We start from the raw sequence: 16,857 nt of genomic DNA, 5'->3' as shown, positions 1-16,857 counted from the left end.
CCGAATATGGCGCCTATTCGGCTCATCGTCTACCCGGGTGCGTGATTCCCACCGCATTTCAAGATGTATCCGATTGTTAAAAAACTGCCGAATCGCTAACCTTCGCGCCTTCTACGACCCGACAGTCATGGGTCTTTCAGACGAAACGCAGTTTTCACCGCTGTGAAGTACCGAGGATCGGGTGCAAGGTTTCGTTCAGGCATGGCAGGAGGCATCACATGCGTTCACTTCTTTTGCTGCTGATCGGGTTGGCCTGCGTGCCCGCGCTGCTGGCGGCGCCGAGCGCGGAGCTGTCGGAGCCGGTGGGCGGCTGGCGCTATCACGGGCTGCTCGATCGCACGGAAAACCCGCAAGTCGCCTATCCCACGCCGCCGATCGATCGCGGCATCCAGCGCAATCGCACGATGATCGAGGGCCAGCTCAAGGCGATCGGGCATCTGCGTCCGCCGCACAGCCTGGCAGTGAATGGCAATCCACTGAATCTGTACACCGACGACCAGGGCCGTTTCGCCCGGCCGTATGCGTTTGGCGCCGGTTCCAACAGCGTCGAAGTGATCAGCGCCGACGGCCAGTCGCTCAAGCGCGTTCAATTCTACGAAGCCAACAACCTGCGCACGCCGGCGCGGATCCGCGTGGTGCTCGGTTGGGACGACCCTAAAGCCGAACTCGACCTGCACGTCATTACGCCTGACGGCCAGCATGCTTTCTGGGCGCGTCCGGCGATGAGCAACGGCGGTGGCCTTGATCCGGACGGCGTCGACGGCCCGGGCCCGGAAATGTTCACCATGACCGCGCCGCTGCATGGCACCTATCTGGTTTACGTCAACTATTGGGGCAACTTCGGTAACGGCGGCTATAACTTCGAGGAGACCAGCAACCAGAACGAGGTCATTACCTCGCAGATCACGCTGATGCTCAACGAAAACACCGTCGACGAAAAACGCGAAACGTTCATCGTGCCCCTGCGGGCCATCGGTGATCTGCTGCTGGTCAAGACTTTCAACTATTAAGCATCCCGCACCACGGATGAACTGCCGAGCTTTGGGAACATGAGCGAGAAGATGAGCGATAACACTGCGACCCCGGCTACCGACGCGCCCGCCGCCAAACCTTCCCGGCGCTGGCCATTGCTGGCGGTCGGGCTGTGCCTGGTGGCCGGCGTGGCGGGCGGGCTCGGCTGGCTGATGCACAAACCCAAGGCGCCGCCGGCGGAACTCGCCAGTGACAAACTTGGTTTGAGCCGCCCGGATGCGCTGCTGGAAACCCGCTCCCTGAGCCAGTTGCCCAAGGACCTGCTGACGGTGCCGTTCCTCAAGGCCACGCTCACCGAGGATTTCGTCTTCTATTACGAAACCCACGCCGACCGTCTCGGACTGATCGGCAGTCTGCGGCGGATCATCTACGAGCATGACCTGAAGCTGCAGGACAGCCTGATCGAGCAGCTTTTCGATCAACCGGCTGACGTGGCGTTGTGGCGCGGCGCCGATGGTCGGCTGAAGGATTTCCTGCTGGTGATGGATCGCGGCGGGCTGGCCAAGGTGCTGGAGCCGCTGGCGAAAGTCGCGCTGGATGATTCGCAGTTGAGCGTGTTCAGCACCCTGAAAGTCGGCGGCGATGAAGTGCCGCTGTATCAACTGACCTACAACGCCGGCAAATCCCTGCTGTTCGCTTCCCGTGGCGACAAACTGGTGGTGTTGTCCAACCCGACCAAATTCTACGACCCGGAAAGTGGTGCTTCCGAGGAGTCCGGCCACGTCTCGCCGCAAGCGCTGGCGGCGCTGCTCAACGGCGAAAAACTGTTCCCCGAAGCATTCGGGCTCACGGCCAAAACACCTGAAACCAGACAGCGCCTGTCGGTCAATTCCAGCGTCCTGGCCATGGGTTACCAGCGCTTCATCCCGAACTTCGCCGGCCTGCGTTTCGACATGGACGACAAGGGCTGGCACAGCTATCTCGCGATGGACGAGCTGGAGAACCAGCCGGACTTCGATTTCAAACCGGTCTGGCAAGCCATGCCGCTGGGCGCCAGTGCCTGCGTGACCCTGCCGGTGGCGGCTGAACCGCAGAAACCGTTGCTGGTGAAACTCGGCGCCGAAGAAGCCGTGGCGCAGAAACTCACCGAGCACGTGGCTGGCGCGGCGGGCCTGTGCTGGTACGCCGATTCGCGGCTGTACACGCCACTGCTGGTGGCCAGTCTGAACGACGAAGACAACGGCAAACTCGACGCGGATATCGGCACGCTGTTCGATTCGATGGTCGGCGCCTACGAAGGCAAGGTCGACGAGCACGCATTCCCGGTAGTAGAGAAACAGGAAGGCCAGAGCCACCTCTGGCAGCGTCAGGTCAGCTCCAACTTCGGCCCGTACGCGGCCAAGGATGCCGAGAACCCGGACGCGATCACCGGCCGTGCCTTCATGAAAGTCAGCCTGGCGCGTCACGGTTCGACGCTGCTGTTTTCCCTCGACGACAAACTGGTCGACAAGGCCCTCGGCACCCTCGACAAACGCTTCCCGCCGATGGCCGATGTGCTGCCCAAAGACGTGCTGATGCCGATCTACTTCGGCCCGGATTCGATGGCGCAACTGATCCAGCAGGAAACTCTCGACAGCCTGCCGCAGGACATGGAGCCGGTGTTCTACAACGCCGCGCAGACCTACCTGATCCCGAAACTGCGCACCCTCGGCGGCATGGGCAAATACGCTCTGACCCTGCCCGAGGGCAGCGAGCCTGACGGTCACTGGCAATGGCTGCCGCTGGAGTGGAAAGCGCTGTGACTGGATTGATTCGCAGCCTCGGCTTGCTTGCGCTGTTGCTCAGTGCCGGCGCCCGAGCCGTTGAGGCGCCGGCCCTCGATCCGCAGCAGTCCCAGGTGTTTCGCGCCTGGTTCGTGCGCATCGCTCAGGAGCAGTTGAGCAAAGGCCCGAGCCCGCGCTGGTATCAGCAGGACTGCGCGGGGCTGGTGCGTTTTGCCGCCAACGAAGCGCTGAAAGTCCATGACGACAAATGGCTGCGCAGCAATGGCGTGTCCAACCGCTACCTGCCGCCGGAGCTGGACCTGAGCGCCGATCAGCGCAAGCTCGCCCAGCAATGGCAGCAGGGCGGCGGCAAGGTCGGACCTTACGTCAACGCGATCAAACTGATTCAGTTCAACAGCCATCTGATCGGCCGCGACGTGTCCCAGGCACGGCCCGGCGATCTGATGTTTTTCGATCAGGGCGACGACCAGCACCTGATGATCTGGATGGGCCGCTACATCGCCTATCACACCGGCACGACCACCCCAACCGACAACGGCATGCGTTCGGCAAGCCTGCAGCAACTCATGACATGGAAGGACACCCGATGGATACCCGACGCAGCCAACCCCAACTTCATCGGCGTCTATCGACTGAACTTTCTCTCCCAATGACCGGTGCCCGCATGCTGCGTTTACTGCCTTTTCTGTTGCTGTCAGTCCTGCCGTTTTCGGCCGTGAATGCCGAAGATACCGTGGAGCCGAGCGGCTACACGCCGGTCTCCGGTGAGAGCTTTTTCCTGCTGGCCGACAGCAGTTTCGCCGCCGACGAACAGGCGGTGGTACGTCTCGAAGCGCCGGGCCGCGACTATCGTCGTTTCCGCATGGAACCCTACGGCGGCGCCGACATCCGCGTGTACAAGATCGACAAGCCGCTGGACTTCCTCAAGCGCCAGAAAAACCTGCACCGCGTGGTCAGCGACGGCCAGTTCAAGGGCGAAGGCCTGTCGAACACCCTCGCGTACCTGTGGGACAACTGGTACCGCAAATCCCGTCGGGTGATGCAGCGTGCGTTCTCCTACGAGTCACGCCAGCAAGTCACCGAGGAAGTGCCGGAACTGAAGATGGGCAACGCCATCGCCGCGCCAACGCCGTATGACGCGCAGCCGCAGTTCGCCCTGATTCCGGGCCTGCCGGTGGTCAGCCAGTTCCGTTATCCGCTGTGGCAGGCCAAACCGATCCAGCCACCTGCAGGTGTAAATCTGGCCGGCTCCTCCAGTGAGTTCGTCAGCGTTGCGCCGGGTAACGTCTACATTCCGTTGGGCAATCTGAAACCGGGCCTGTATCTGGTCGAAGCGCTGATCGGCAAGTACCGCGCAACCACCATGGTGTTCGTTTCCAACACCGTGGCGGTGAGCAAGATTGCCGGTGATGAATTGCTGGTGTGGGCCGCGCGCAAACACGAAGGCAGCTCGGTGCCGAAGGTCAATGTGCTGTGGACCGACGGCCTCGGCGTGATGAGCAGCGGTGCCACAGATACCGATGGTTTGCTGCGCCTGAAACACGTCAGCCCGGAGCGTTCGTTCGTGATCGGCGAGGACGAAGAGGGCGGCGTATTCGTCTCGGAAAACTTCTATTACGACAGCGAAATCTACGACACCAAACTCTACGCCTTCACCGACCGGCCGCTGTATCGTCCGGGCGATTGGGTGTCGCTGAAAATCGTCGGCCGTGAATTCAAGAATGCTCGGGATTCAGTGTTGCCGGGCGCAGCGGACGTCAATGTCAGCGTGCTGGATGCGACCGGCACCGAGTTGCAGCGTCTGGATCTGAAACTCGATTCCAAGGCCGGCACCCAGGGCCGTTTCCAGTTGCCGGACAACGCGGTGGCCGGTGGTTATGAACTGCGTTTCAACTACAAGGATCAGGCCTACAGCAGTGCGTTCCGGGTGGCCGAGTACATCAAGCCGCACTTCGAAATCTCGCTGAATCTGGCCAAGCAGGATTACCGCACGGGCGAGCCGGTGAAGGGCAGCCTGGTGCTGCTGTACCCGGACGGCAAACCGGTGGCCAACGCCAAACTGACCCTGAGCCTGCGCGCCCAGCAACTGTCGATGGTCGACAACGAGCTGCAATACCTCGGGCAATTCCCGGTGGAGCTGACCAGCACCGAACTGACCACCGACAGTAAAGGCAACGCGACCCTCGACCTGCCGGCGGCCGACAAACCGAGCCGCTACATGCTCACCGTGTTTGCCAGCGACGGCGCGGCGTATCGGGTCAAGACCACCAAGGAAATCCTCATCGATCGCGGCGCCGCCAGCTTTCGCCTGACCGCGCCGCAGCGCTTCAGCGCGGTGGGCGACAAGGTCGCGTTCAGCTACGCCAACGAGGGCGGCAGCCAACAGGCCCAGGCCGTTGTGCCGAGCAGCTACAGCTGGGTGCGTCTGGAAGACCAGACCACCGGCGAAGGCAAACTGGCGGCGAAAGACAAAGGCTTCAGCGTGGCCTTCGATCGTCCGGGCACCTACAACCTGTCGCTGAAGGATCAGCACGGCCGAGTGCTCGGTGCGACCGGTCATTCGGTCACCGGCGATGGCGTCAAGGCAGTGCCGGGCACCGTGGAAATCGTCCTCGACAAACCCGAGTACAAGGCCGGCGACGAAGCGCTGGCGCTGATCACTTTCCCGGAGCCGGTCAGCGATGCCTTGCTGTCGCTGGAGCGCGACAAGGTCGAAGCCACCGCGCTGCTGGCCAAGGGCGGCGACTGGCTGAAACTGGAAAAGCTCAGCGAAACCCAATACCGCGCACGCATCCCGGTGAAGGACAACTTCGCGCCAAACCTGACGTTCTCTGTGCTGTACACCAAGGGCGGTCAGTACAGCTTCCAGAACGCCGGGATCAAGGTCGTCGCACCTCAGATCGACGTGGCGATCAAGACTGACAAAGAGACGTATCAGCCGGGCGACACCGTGACGGTCGATCTGACCACGCAGTTCGCCGGCAAGGCTGTGCCAGCGCACCTGACAGTCAGCGTGGTCGATGAAATGGTCTATGCGCTGCAACCGGAAGTCGCGCCGACCATCGACCAGTTCTTCTACCACCCGCGCCGCAACAACGTGCGCACCAGCGCCAGCCTGTCGTTCATCAGCTACGACGTGGCATTGCCCGGCAGCCCCGGTGCACCGGGCAAGGCCAACCGCAGCGAACGCGGGGTGAAAGTGCTGGAGCGGCCGCGTCGCGAAGACGTCGACACCGCCGCGTGGCAACCGGAGTTGCTGACCGACGCCGACGGCAAGACCCGCTTCACCTTCAAGATGCCGGACTCGCTGACCCGCTGGCGCATCACCGCGCGGGCGATTGCCGATGACGGTCAGGTCGGGCAGAAGAAGCAGTTCGTGCGCTCGGAAAAACCGCTGTACCTGAAGTGGAGCGGGCCGAGCAAATTCCGCAAGGACGATCAGCCGCAACTCGGCGTGTTCGCCTTCAGCCAGGCCGAAAAAACGGTCAAGGCCGAGCTGGTGACGCACTACGCCGGCGCCGAACAGCGCCTGCCGGTGACCCTCAACAACGGCATCAACTACCTGCCGCTGCCGGCGTTCGCATTGGCCACCGGCGAGTGGACCGCTGAACTGGTGCAGGACGGCAAGACTGCTGATGCCCTCGCTGTGCGCCTGACCGCCGCAGGCGAAGGCTGGCAAGTGACGCAGACCCAGAGCCTCGACGTGGCCAGCGGCGACACGCCGTTGAGCCTGCCCGCAGACGCCACCGACATTCGCCTGCGTCTGGATGACAGCCCGCAAGCGCTGTTCCGTTCGGCCCTCGACGACCTGCTCAGCTATCCGTACGGCGGCGTCGAGCAGACCGCCAGCCGTTTGCTGCCGCTGAGCATCGCCTATCCGTCGCTGGCGTCGAGCCCGCAGATCCGCGACCGCTTGCGCCTGATCATGCAGAACAGCCGTCTGCGTCTGGTGCAAATGGCCGGGCCGTCGGCGAGCTTCACCTGGTGGGGCTTCGATGGCGAGCCGGATGCGTTCCTCACCGCTTACGCCTACTACGCCGACTGGAACGCCAGCCAGGTGCTGGATCTGACCCTGCCGCCGGAGCACTGGCAGCGGGTGCTGGAGGTCTACGCCAAGCAGGCGCCGAACACACCGTTGCTGCAACGGGCGCTGATTCTGTCGTTCGCCAAACAGATGCATCTGCCGGTCAACACGCTGCTCAGCGGTTTGATGGAGGATCTGGCCAAGGCCGGGGAAGGCAATGCCGAAACCCTGATGGACGATGGCGAAGACAGTCTGGTGATGGGCGATCCGGATTCGGCGCTCGGTCTGGCGGCGGCGCGGGTCTTGACCGCATCGCTGGCGACTCAGTCGAAAGTCGCTTTGCCAGATGCATTCAACCGTCAGCTGGGCGCTGCGCAACAGCGTTTGGCGGTCAGCTCGCAGCCGTTTGCCGAAGCGCTGAACCTGTCGCTGCAACCGTTCGATCAGGCTCGCGCGACAGCGTTGTTGCAACGCCTGTTGCCGCAGCAATCGACCCTCGAACGTGCGCTGGCGCTGACCTGGCTACAACGCAGCATCGCTCAGGCATCGCCGACCATCGCGCTGGCACCGGGTGAAGGCTGGAGGAAAAACTACGGTGCGACCGGCGAGATGTACTGGACGTGGCAGGGTGCTGCGCCGGTGCCGAGCATGTTGTCAGTCTCGGGCACTCAGGAGCGTCCGTTGCGTGCCGCGCTGAGTTTCCAGACCCAGCAGCCGGCGGTCGATCCGATGGCGGTGACCATCACTCGTCGCCTGTCGCGTCTGGTGCCGGGTGACGAAGCCTTCACCTTCAAACTGGAGCCGGTCGGCACTAAACCGCTGTCCAGCGACAGCCTGTACCTGGACGAAGTGATCCTCACCAGCAAAGCACCGAAACCACTGCGCTACGGCATGCTCGAAGTGCCGTTGCCGCCGGGCGCCGATGTCGAGCGCACCACGTGGGGCATCAAGTTGCAGGGCAAGGACGGCACCGAGCCGACCGCGCTGGAGAAGGCGCGTTTCGAACCGGGCCAACTGGCCTACGCGGTGCCGGTGGATGCGCTGAGCGGTGAATTGCGTCTGCGCCATCTGGTGCGCTTCTCGCAGAAGGGCCAGTTCAACCTGCCGCCGGTGCGCTTCACTCAGGTCTACGCGCCTCAACATCAGGCCCGGGAAGCGAAGGCCGCCCTCGGTCAGGTCACGGTCAACTGACATGACCCGGCCGCTGGTCTGGCTGCTGATGTGTGTGATTCCTGCGCTGGCAACGGCGCAGGATGAACCGTTGCGCGTGGCCTACAAGGACGAATTGCTGTCGCTGAACACCACGCAACTGACCGCTCGCGAACCGTTGCCTTCGTCGCTGGAGACACCGCTGGGCAGTCTATGGAAGGTGTTCGTTTACGCGTGGCTGGTGGATACCGGCACTCGCGAGCCGGCATATGAATGTCGCGGGCAGTCGAAGGAAGAGGTTTATTGCTGTACTGCGGGCGGCAAGATCGAGCGTGATCAGGCGTTGGTGAAATCCTGCGGGTTGTATTTCGAGCCGGCGCGGTTGGGCATAACCGCTGGCGATTGGAGAACCTATTGGCAGGCGCGACAGGCGCCGTCGTGGTTGCTGGATTTGCCATCGGTGCAACCGGCTACTCGGGTTTCCGTGGCTGACTTGCTGAAGGTCCTATCTTGGCTGCCGGCTCAGGAACAGATGCGCCGTGTGCTGCTCGACGTGGTGCTGAACGCGGCGGACGGCAATGTCGTCGGTGAACTCGGCGGGCGCTTGCGGGTGAAGACCTGGAGCTGGCTCGGCGATCAGGACCCGCAATCACGCCAGGGTGGATTCGCTGGCTGGACAGCGGATGGTTCGCCGATCTGGGCCGGTGGCCGGGGCACCAGTCAGATGGTTCTGCGGCATTACGGTTCGGCGTTGGCGACGGTGTTGCCTGCTTCCTGGCCGGCGGAGGCGGGGCGATGCGTTGTGGTCGGACTGTTCTCGCGTTATCCGGTTTCGCGGGTTCTCTCGGGTGAGCGCGTTGCTGGCTCAGGCCCGTTGCAGGGCGATTGCCGCGTCGAATTCGCCAACGGCAATTCGCTGGATATCCACAGCAACGGCGAACTGTTTCTGCTCAACGACAAACTGGTCGCCCGGCTGGACCGCGAAGAGTACGTCGCCCGTGTGCTGGAGCGTGAAGCCAAACCCGAGCCGGCCGAAGCCGCCAAAGCGTTGGCCGTGGCGATTCGCACGTATCTGCTGCAAAACGCCACGCGTAATGGCGAGTGCCTGAGCATCGATGACAGCAGTACCCGCCAGCGCGTCGCCCCGCGTCCGGCCTCCGCCGAATCTCGCAGCATCGCCGCTTGGACGGCGGATCTGGTGTTGGCCGGCAGCACCGTCACCTATCACTCCGATCAACCCGGCCCCGACAAACTGGCCTGGCAGCAAGCGGTCGAGCAAGCCAATGCCGGCCAGCGCTACGACGCGATCCTGCAGCACGCCTATCCCCGAGCCAGCCTCAGTCGCTGGGACAACCCGGTGGCGTCCTGCGAAGCACTGCCCGCCGCGCAGGACTGGCTGCAAAAACAGCGTCGCAGCTGGCGTCCCAGGCTGGAAAGCGAAACCGGCTACAACGAAGTCAGCACGTTCGCCGTCTGCAAACTCGCCTTCGGCCGCCCCTTCGTTGACCGCGAACGCCAGCGCATCTACGTGCGCGGCGTGCTGTCCTTGCAGGATCGCCTCGACCTGACTCACGAATACCTGCACCTGGCCTTTGAAGCACACCCCAATGGCCAGGATGAAACCTATATCGAAGGGCTCGCCCGTCACCTTTTGCTGGAATAGACCATGACACTCCGTTATCCACAGGTCTTGCTGTTGCTCTGCGCACTTAATGCATTGCCAATGGCGATGGCCGCCGACAGCGTCAAACTCGACACCCCGGTCGGCGGCTGGCGCAGCGGCGCCCCCGAAGGCGAAGGCGAGAGCTTCCGCCAGACCGTCAACTACCCGGCCTCCTCGGTGAACACCCCGGTTGGCCAGGCCAACACCGCCCGCATCAGCGGCGAAATCAAAGCCACCCCGAAAAACAAAGAACCCGGCCGGCTGATCGTCAACGGCGTCAGCATGCCGCTGAAAATCGACGACAGCGGCCGCTTTGATCGCCCGTTCTCGTTCCCCAATGGCAGCAACAGCGTCGAAGTCCGCAGCCCCGACGGCCAGCAACGGCACCGCACGCAGTTCCTCAACGCCAGCGGCGGCGCTACTCCGGCGAAACTGCGGGTCTTGCTGGCGTGGGACAGCGATGGCACCGACCTCGACCTGCACCTGGTCACACCCGACGGCGCGCATATCTGGTACGGCGACCGCGTTGCGCCCAACGGCGCAGCTTTGGACGTCGACGTGACCACCGGTTACGGCCCGGAAATCTTCGCCATGCCGGCGCCGATCAAGGGGCAGTATCTGGTCTATGTGAATTACTTCGGCGGTGGGTATCGCGGGGATGATGAGGGTGGGGAAGAGGCGGTGCAGCCTTTGACTACCGCGCAGGTGACGGTGATTACCGAGGAGGGGACGCCTAGCGAGAAGATGGAGACTTTCATCGTGCCGATGCGGGCGGTGGGGGAGTTGACGTTGGTGAAGTCGTTTAGTTATCCCTGAGCAGAAACCTGCTCAGGGTTGCATTAGAAGCCGGGCGGAATATAGCCGGGCACGAAAGGGACGTTGATGCACTTCCCGTGAATGATCTTCCCGTCTTCAATCCTGAACAGCACGATCTTCTTGGCTTTGTTGACGGTGGCTTCCAGTTTGCAATCCGAACTGTGACCGACTGTCTCGTAGTACTCGGTGTAAACCATGCCGTTACCGGTATGGTTCATTGAGGTCCCGGCCGCCTCTGTAGTGGTCCAGCTGGAGGATTTGAACCAGGTGAGAACCGCCAGATTCTCACCGTTGGCACCGGTTTGTTTTTTCATCGAGTCGGGTTTGCCGAACAGGTCGAGTGCTTCCTGGACATCGCGCCCTTCCCATCGAGACTGAGCAATCAGGTGGCAGCCGTGCAGCAGCAATAGTGTGGGTGTCAGCAGGACCGCCAGTAACGTTTTAGTCCATTGATTCATCATGCGTTCCGCCGCTTACTTGTTACCGAGGATCGAATCCAGGTTGTCCATCATCTGCCCCTTCTCCTGAATCGGTGCCAGCTTGAAGAACATCTGTTGCATGCCCTGAATCATCTGCAAGGGCTCCATCTTGCCCAGCGCGATCATGTCCTTTTTAGCGGGGGAGCAAACAAACTCGGCGGCGCGCTGTACCCAGAACTCCTTTGGTTGTTGCCATTGGTCGTTAACTTTCAGGTGCCGCATCATGTAGGCAATGCGATCTATGGATTGCCCATTAAGAAAGCGGACCTTGTTCGTCGAGCACTGCACTTCGAGGTTGTAGGCATCGATCATCGGTTTGCCGGGCTCTTCATAGACCAGCGTCACGGCCACCAATTTCGCACCCTTGGTATGGTTCGACGGCACCACTGAGGTGCTGTCGGCTACATACATGATGTTCTTGTTGGGAATGCCGTTGCCGTAAATGATCCACCAGTCACCGACGGGGTTCGGTTCTTCTGCCTGCGCGCAAGTAGTGGCGGTCAGAAGTGCGGTTACTAGAACAAGGGATTGATTGAGTTTGAAAAACGACGACATGGTGTTGCTCCATTCCTTGGTGCTTTTGCAATGCACAAAAACAGAATGGGAATTTAGTGGCGAGGTTGGGTGAGGGGCAATTAGGGCGGATGTGCTAATGGCTTATTGCGATGGTTCAATAATCGCCTGAGCCGTCTACTCATTGCACGTGCCAAGCGGATAGGCAAACTCGCATTTATTGTCTGCGTCAGGCCGCTATTTTCGGGCTGAAACTGCTGGAGATCAGGCGATTAATCGCAATTTCAAGAGCTTGATCATCGAATAGTTTATTTTTGCGCACCGCAGCTCCACCCCCGCCGTCCCAGTTTCTCAGTGCTTCACGTACCGCAGAAACGGTCGGAACAACCCCTTCCTTAATCAGCAGCCAATCGACGGTCGCGAGTAATTCCATTCCGAAGGGGGATTCAAAGCCATCGATTAATTCAGCTGTGCGCTCTAAAGCTTGGGAATATTCCCTGGCTTCAGTCTTTAGGTAAGTCTGCAAAAAAGCCTTGCGATCTTGATCAAACCAAATCACATCGGTGATTTCCGCATCACTGATACGCTTGTCGCAATGTAGATAGCTACCATCCAGATTGTTGAGCAGATGCTCCAGTCGATTGGCGTATGGCCCGAATTTATGAGCGATAAATTTCAGGTTTAGCGGGTTTTCTGTACTTGGAAGTTTTTCAATTGCCCGCTCAAGAAACCAAGCCAGTTTTTGAATCTCGAGCAGACTGCATTCCATGCCCAACACCCAATAGCGTCGAACCAGTTCCGCGATAAGGGCACGGGCCGGCGTGAGCGTCTCTACACCGTTGCGCTTGGCGACATTCAGATATTGATTGGTCGGCTCGAACACCAGCACGTCGACATCCAGATCCCCCAAAACCTCAACGATCTGTTCGCGGACTTCAGGCCACTTCAATCCACCGTTACCAGCACCCAGTGGCGGGATAGCGACGGATTTCACGTCATTCTCAATTAGAAAACGACGCAGGTCGTGCAGACCTTCTGTTATCCAGGCCATTTGCGAAGGTGAACGCCAGTGACGTTTGGTCGGGAAATTGACGATCCAGCGAGGTCCTTCAAGTTCGTTGGTGGCGGTCACGTGCATCTTGCCGGTTTCAACTTCCTTGGCCTTGCACGCTGCTGCGTACAGACGATAGTTCTGCGCAAAGCGTTCTTTGAACATCAGCGCGATGCCTTTTCCCATCACGCCCACGGTGTTCACCGTGTTGACGAGGGCTTCGGTCTTGGCTTCCAGCAGGTTGCCTTGGGTAAATCTGATCATTGGAAATACCATTTGGGACGCGCATGGACAGACAACGTCAGGCCTCGAGCGGCGACGTCTTGTTCTATGCGTTCTTTCATTGCATCGGTGTGGCACATGATGCCCAGTAGTCCCGTAATCGGTAAGTGATGGTGGATCAGCGCTTCCGCTTGATAACGCTCTATTTTACGAGGGTCATCAGGATCGCGCTTGAAGTCGCGCCGTTGAAGGATAGTCCAATCGATCTGGTCGAGATTCGCCAGATCGCTGTAATAGTCTGTCCAACTCGGATAGGCATGTGCGTTTGTAAAGACAAACGGTAGGCCGAGCTCTTCAACGCGATGAAGGCTTGAGACCAGAATGACGATCTCGTCATTGCTGCGTTGCTGCACGCTCCACCCGGAGTGGATGTTCTGCATCATCACCGAGAAGGGCGTGAAATAGAAGGGCACGTAGTCGGCCAGGACGCCTTCGGGTGCGATAGGCACCTGACGGGAACGGCGCTTGTCGATCAAGTCGACGTTGCCGATGTTCACGTAATGAGGTGCCTGTACTTCCGAGTTTGCGCAATGCAGGCCGTTGTCCAGAATCCAGGGCAGGTTATCGCGATGGACGATACGCCAAATCAGAGCTTTCTCTGGATTCAGGCTGGTGTAGTTCATTGATAAAACATTCTCTGATTCACGCTGGTCTGCACATTAACATCCGCTGCCTGCAATTTAGCTACGCAAAGTGCATCGACTTCTTCGCTGGGGGTAAAGATTTTGAAGAAGGCCTCAGGTTTAACAACCCCCGGTGCGAGACACTCGGCCATGCAGATGCTTTTGCAATGAGGGTCCAGGTAATCGCGACTGCTCATGACATTCCACTCGATGGCTTCGAAACCCTGTTCGTAATCAAGTAGCTGTATTGAATCGCCTGCTAACGGGTGGCGTGGAATGATTTTCCAGCCGTATTGCCTGGCCGTTGATCTGTACACCGAGATCAGTACAAATTGGGCCTCTGGCCTGTTGCGCTGCACGCTTCCGTCAAATGGATTCTTCGCAAACCAATGGAAGGGAACGTATTTATCGAGCTGCAAAGCCTGTCGCTTTTTCAGGATTTCAGCATCTGCGACGTCTTTGAAACCCGAAAGGCCAGCGCGAGGTTTCAAGCCATCCTTGAAAATTCCATCCAGGTTTTCAACTGAAGTGAGATGGTAGAGAAGCTTCTGATCCTTGATGCTTTTAACTTCCGACATAGTGGTCTCCTTGACCTGCACATCAACCTAAACTGGATTCAGTTCCGGCCTCGCCCCGTGCTGATGTAACCCTCGATCCGTAGGGGTTGGTAGAACAATCGCTGTGATTCTAGTGTGCCATCATTTTAACCACGAGCCTAATATGGGAATTGAGTAACAGGGCCAAATCGCAAGGCTCATGAATTTACTCCTCATCAAAGTAATCACGATCCAGCGTCGGCAGCCGTAACAAGCGAGATGTCACACCCACCTCATGATCCATCATCAAGTGCACCAGTCGCGTCCCGTCTACCAACACAATACCGTCCACCGATTTGGCGAAGTCGACAGCGTGCGCCGTAAAGCCAGAAGTGGTGATAAACACACCACGCTTGGCTTTTTGCCCTGCGAGCGCGCCATAGAACGCCTGCAGTTCAGGTCGGCCAACTGTGTTCTGCCAGCGCTTGGCCTGAACGTAAACCTTCTCCAACCCCAATTTATCGAGCGAGATAATGCCGTCGATGCCGGCATCACCAGAACCGCCGACACGTTGCAGATCATTGCGACTGGCGCCGTAACCCAGACGATGAAGCACATCCAGTACGATCACTTCGAAGCGGTTGGGGCTGACTTGCAGCAAATTGTCCAAAAGGTCGGCCGCCGTGGCATCGCGTAATTCCTTAAGCGCTCGCTCCAGTCGGTCATCGGGGCTCTCGGTGGCGGAGGCCAGATCTGGCTCAACATTCGGTTGGTCATCCAGTGGCTCAGCGTCAGGCGCGACCTTCAGCTTCACATTCATGTAGCCGATTGCTAAGTGCTCCACTTCCTTGGCCGACAATGGAAATGCATGCTCTTTGGCGTACTGCACGCCTGCGTCAGTCAACTTCCAATAACCGCGTTTGGCACTGCTGGAAAGACCGGCGCGCTTGAGACGATCGTGCGCCCAGCCTGAGCGGTTCTTGTAGGTAGCCTGACCACTGGCGATCAGTTCTTCGCGCTGAGCTTCACTCAGTTGCAGCATTTTTGCTGCTGATTCATGAGCGTCCCGAGCGATTGCACCCTCGGGTTTTGTGGCGAGAAAGCGAAGGATCGGCTCAATGAACTGATCGTAGGTTGGAACGGACATGGGCGCATCCCTGTGCTGAAAGTGTTTTCGTGCCGATCGGATGGCGATTGTAAATCAACGGTAGATATGGAGGGCTTCGCGACTAAAGCGTCTGCAGGTGAAAGCGTAAGTCGATATGTCAGTTTCACCATCAATCCGCAAAGACACCGCAAAGCGCATTGCCTTCGTAACCATGAACGATCGGTCCCAACATCATGAATGGGCCGCAAGCGTAGAAAGGGGATGGGACTTTTTGCTGCGAGTCGAGCAGAACGGCTTCGTTTCCGAACTCGTCGTTGCCGAAGGACTGCTCGAAATACGATGTGCAAACCGGTAGTTTCAATGGCACCGGAATGATCAGTGCCCAAACGGTTATCCCGCACCATTCCCGTGAAGGCGTCGACGTGACCGTTCTGCTGATTTGCGGTGTGATTGATCGATAGCTTTGCGCTTTGTAAGCGTCTGTCTTGACGGTTGTTTTTTCCGGGAGCGATACGATTGCTCCAACACATCCTGAAAGACAAAGGCACAAGGCGGCTGTCAGGCCAACTGATTTCATGTTTGAAGTGATGGTTTTGGGCATCAATGTTGAACGTCCTTGTGGGGTGACTTGAGCAATCTAAGTTGCCGTCGCTTCCAGCAGGCGGGGCTCTGTTATGCGATGAGTTGTGCAAGCACCATTGCACAGCGCTCTGCCCGTAAACCGACCCCCGGCCGGTTTTCAGCAGGCATTAAAAAGCCGGCTTGTGGCCGGCTTCTCGGGGACTGGCTTGGTTTATTTTTGGTAAACCGCGCCAGCCTTCAAAACGTACATCCGGATCTTGCGTCCGGCTGTGGGACTTGGTCAGACAGTGGTCTGCCGCGTCAGGCGTCATCTGGGCCGCTTGGCGGGTCGATGCGCGAATGTGGGGCGCAGGATACTGAGTTTTGTTGGGGATTCCCAGTGCGAAGTGCGGGATAGAGCGTTCAATCCGGGAAAAATTCCGAATTTGTACCGACTATCCGGGCCGGCTGCCCCTCACGACAGAAGCTGGGTCAGAGAAACGGCACCACCGGCCGCCGCTTGCCCAGCGTCGACCACCAGAACACCCACCCCAATACATGAATCCTCTGCTCCTCGATTTGCGATGCCCGAAAGATTTCGTCCGGGTATTCGGCGCTGTTGTGGCTGCGCAGGCGCAGGGCGTTGCCGGGCATGCGGTGCAGGTATTTGATGCGCAGCATGCCGTCGTGTTCGATGGCGTAGATTTCGCCGTCCACCACCTGGGTGAGGCCGCGGTCGATGGCGAGGGTGGAGCCGTCTTCGATTTTCTCGGCCATGCTGTTGCCGATCATGTGGGTGCAGATGGCGTCGGTGTGGCGGATTTCGAGGGTTTCGAGATGGCTGCGGGGCAGGCGGATGGTTTGTTCCGGGTCTTTGATGACATGGGTTTTGTCGGAGCCGGGGGCGATCGGGGTTTCTTTGTAGAGCGGCAATTCGATGTCGTTGGTTTCGAGCACCGTATAGACACCCTGAATCGCCTGGGCATCCAGCGTGTCACCTGCGGTGTACAGCTGTGGCGCGTCTTTCGGGCCTTCGCCGGTCTTCAGCCATTTGCTGTTGACGGACAGCAGGCGCGCGACTTCTTCCATGCGGTACGCGGGTACGCCCCGGGTGTACCAGTTATGAACGTTTTGGGCTTCCGTGCCCCAGAACTTTGCGAATCCCGTGGTGGTGATGTTCGCAGCTTCCAGGAGTGCCTTGAATCTTGGACCGCTAGTGTTCTTTCTCATAAACACGAGTCTACGGCCGGCCTAGAGCGGTTTGAATAAACCTTGCGTTCAAAATCAGGGCAAATT

14 protein-coding genes are annotated in these 16,857 nt (G+C 59.4%); 6 read left to right on the top strand and 8 right to left on the bottom strand.

Annotated features, from left to right (window positions below; genetic code table 11):
- Nucleotides 1–218: 218 nt before the first annotated feature.
- From KJY40_RS26865 to KJY40_RS26840, 6 genes are read left to right on the top strand one after another with little or no spacing between them, the layout of a single operon-like run.
- Complete coding sequence (locus tag KJY40_RS26865; protein WP_230733762.1) at nt 219–1,010, top strand: YfaP family protein; 792 nt, start codon at nt 219–221, stop codon at nt 1,008–1,010.
- 51 nt (nt 1,011–1,061) lie between these two features.
- Nucleotides 1,062–2,774, top strand: coding sequence for a DUF2138 domain-containing protein (locus tag KJY40_RS26860; protein ID WP_230733761.1), 1,713 nt, complete (start codon nt 1,062–1,064; stop codon nt 2,772–2,774).
- Entirely contained in the window at nt 2,744–3,409 is a 666-nt protein-coding gene (locus tag KJY40_RS26855) for a DUF1175 domain-containing protein (RefSeq protein WP_064382202.1), read from the top strand. The genes KJY40_RS26860 and KJY40_RS26855 overlap by 31 nt, the downstream gene beginning before the upstream one ends.
- Complete coding sequence (locus KJY40_RS26850) at nt 3,406–7,971, top strand: alpha-2-macroglobulin family protein (RefSeq protein WP_230733760.1); 4,566 nt, start codon at nt 3,406–3,408, stop codon at nt 7,969–7,971. Before KJY40_RS26855 ends, KJY40_RS26850 begins: the two co-directional genes overlap by 4 nt.
- Nucleotide 7,972: 1 nt before the next feature.
- Nucleotides 7,973–9,592, top strand: coding sequence for a DUF2300 domain-containing protein (locus tag KJY40_RS26845; RefSeq protein WP_230733759.1), 1,620 nt, complete (start codon nt 7,973–7,975; stop codon nt 9,590–9,592).
- 3 nt (nt 9,593–9,595) lie between these two features.
- Entirely contained in the window at nt 9,596–10,408 is an 813-nt protein-coding gene (locus KJY40_RS26840; RefSeq protein ID WP_230733758.1) for a YfaP family protein, read from the top strand.
- A 23-nt stretch (nt 10,409–10,431) separates the two neighbouring features.
- Here the strand turns inward: KJY40_RS26840 and KJY40_RS26835 are convergent, their stop codons facing one another.
- The 8 genes from KJY40_RS26835 to KJY40_RS26800 all read right to left on the bottom strand — a co-directional run bounded on the left by KJY40_RS26835 (nt 10,432) and on the right by KJY40_RS26800 (nt 16,791).
- On the bottom strand, nt 10,432–10,866 hold the full coding sequence (locus KJY40_RS26835; protein WP_039772002.1) for a hypothetical protein: 435 nt from the start codon (nt 10,864–10,866) through the stop codon (nt 10,432–10,434).
- A gap of 15 nt (nt 10,867–10,881) precedes the next feature.
- A complete protein-coding gene (locus KJY40_RS26830; protein ID WP_085747630.1) occupies nt 10,882–11,442 on the bottom strand; it encodes a hypothetical protein in 561 nt (186 codons plus the stop codon).
- Between the two features lie 187 nt (nt 11,443–11,629).
- Entirely contained in the window at nt 11,630–12,715 is a 1,086-nt protein-coding gene (darG, locus tag KJY40_RS26825) for a type II toxin-antitoxin system antitoxin DNA ADP-ribosyl glycohydrolase DarG (RefSeq protein ID WP_085747631.1), read from the bottom strand.
- A complete protein-coding gene (darT, locus tag KJY40_RS26820) occupies nt 12,712–13,356 on the bottom strand; it encodes a type II toxin-antitoxin system toxin DNA ADP-ribosyl transferase DarT (RefSeq protein WP_074691609.1) in 645 nt (214 codons plus the stop codon). Before darT ends, darG begins: the two co-directional genes overlap by 4 nt.
- Nucleotides 13,353–13,934 carry a DarT ssDNA thymidine ADP-ribosyltransferase family protein gene (locus KJY40_RS26815; protein WP_230733756.1) on the bottom strand — a complete coding sequence of 194 codons (582 nt, stop codon included), beginning with the start codon at nt 13,932–13,934 and terminating at the stop codon, nt 13,353–13,355. Before KJY40_RS26815 ends, darT begins: the two co-directional genes overlap by 4 nt.
- Before the next feature lie 184 nt (nt 13,935–14,118).
- Nucleotides 14,119–15,039, bottom strand: coding sequence for a restriction endonuclease (locus KJY40_RS26810; protein ID WP_230733754.1), 921 nt, complete (start codon nt 15,037–15,039; stop codon nt 14,119–14,121).
- A 130-nt stretch (nt 15,040–15,169) separates the two neighbouring features.
- Nucleotides 15,170–15,601, bottom strand: a complete 432-nt coding sequence (locus KJY40_RS26805; RefSeq protein WP_230733751.1) for a hypothetical protein — start codon at nt 15,599–15,601, stop codon at nt 15,170–15,172.
- A 452-nt stretch (nt 15,602–16,053) separates the two neighbouring features.
- Nucleotides 16,054–16,791 carry a S24 family peptidase gene (locus tag KJY40_RS26800; protein ID WP_230733750.1) on the bottom strand — a complete coding sequence of 246 codons (738 nt, stop codon included), beginning with the start codon at nt 16,789–16,791 and terminating at the stop codon, nt 16,054–16,056.
- Between the last annotated feature and the right edge of the window lie 66 nt (nt 16,792–16,857).

The sequence above is a fragment of the Pseudomonas fitomaticsae genome, from assembly GCF_021018765.1.
Taxonomy (GTDB): Bacteria; Pseudomonadota; Gammaproteobacteria; order Pseudomonadales; family Pseudomonadaceae; genus Aquipseudomonas; species Aquipseudomonas fitomaticsae.
This window is presented reverse-complemented; position numbering and strand designations above follow the sequence as displayed.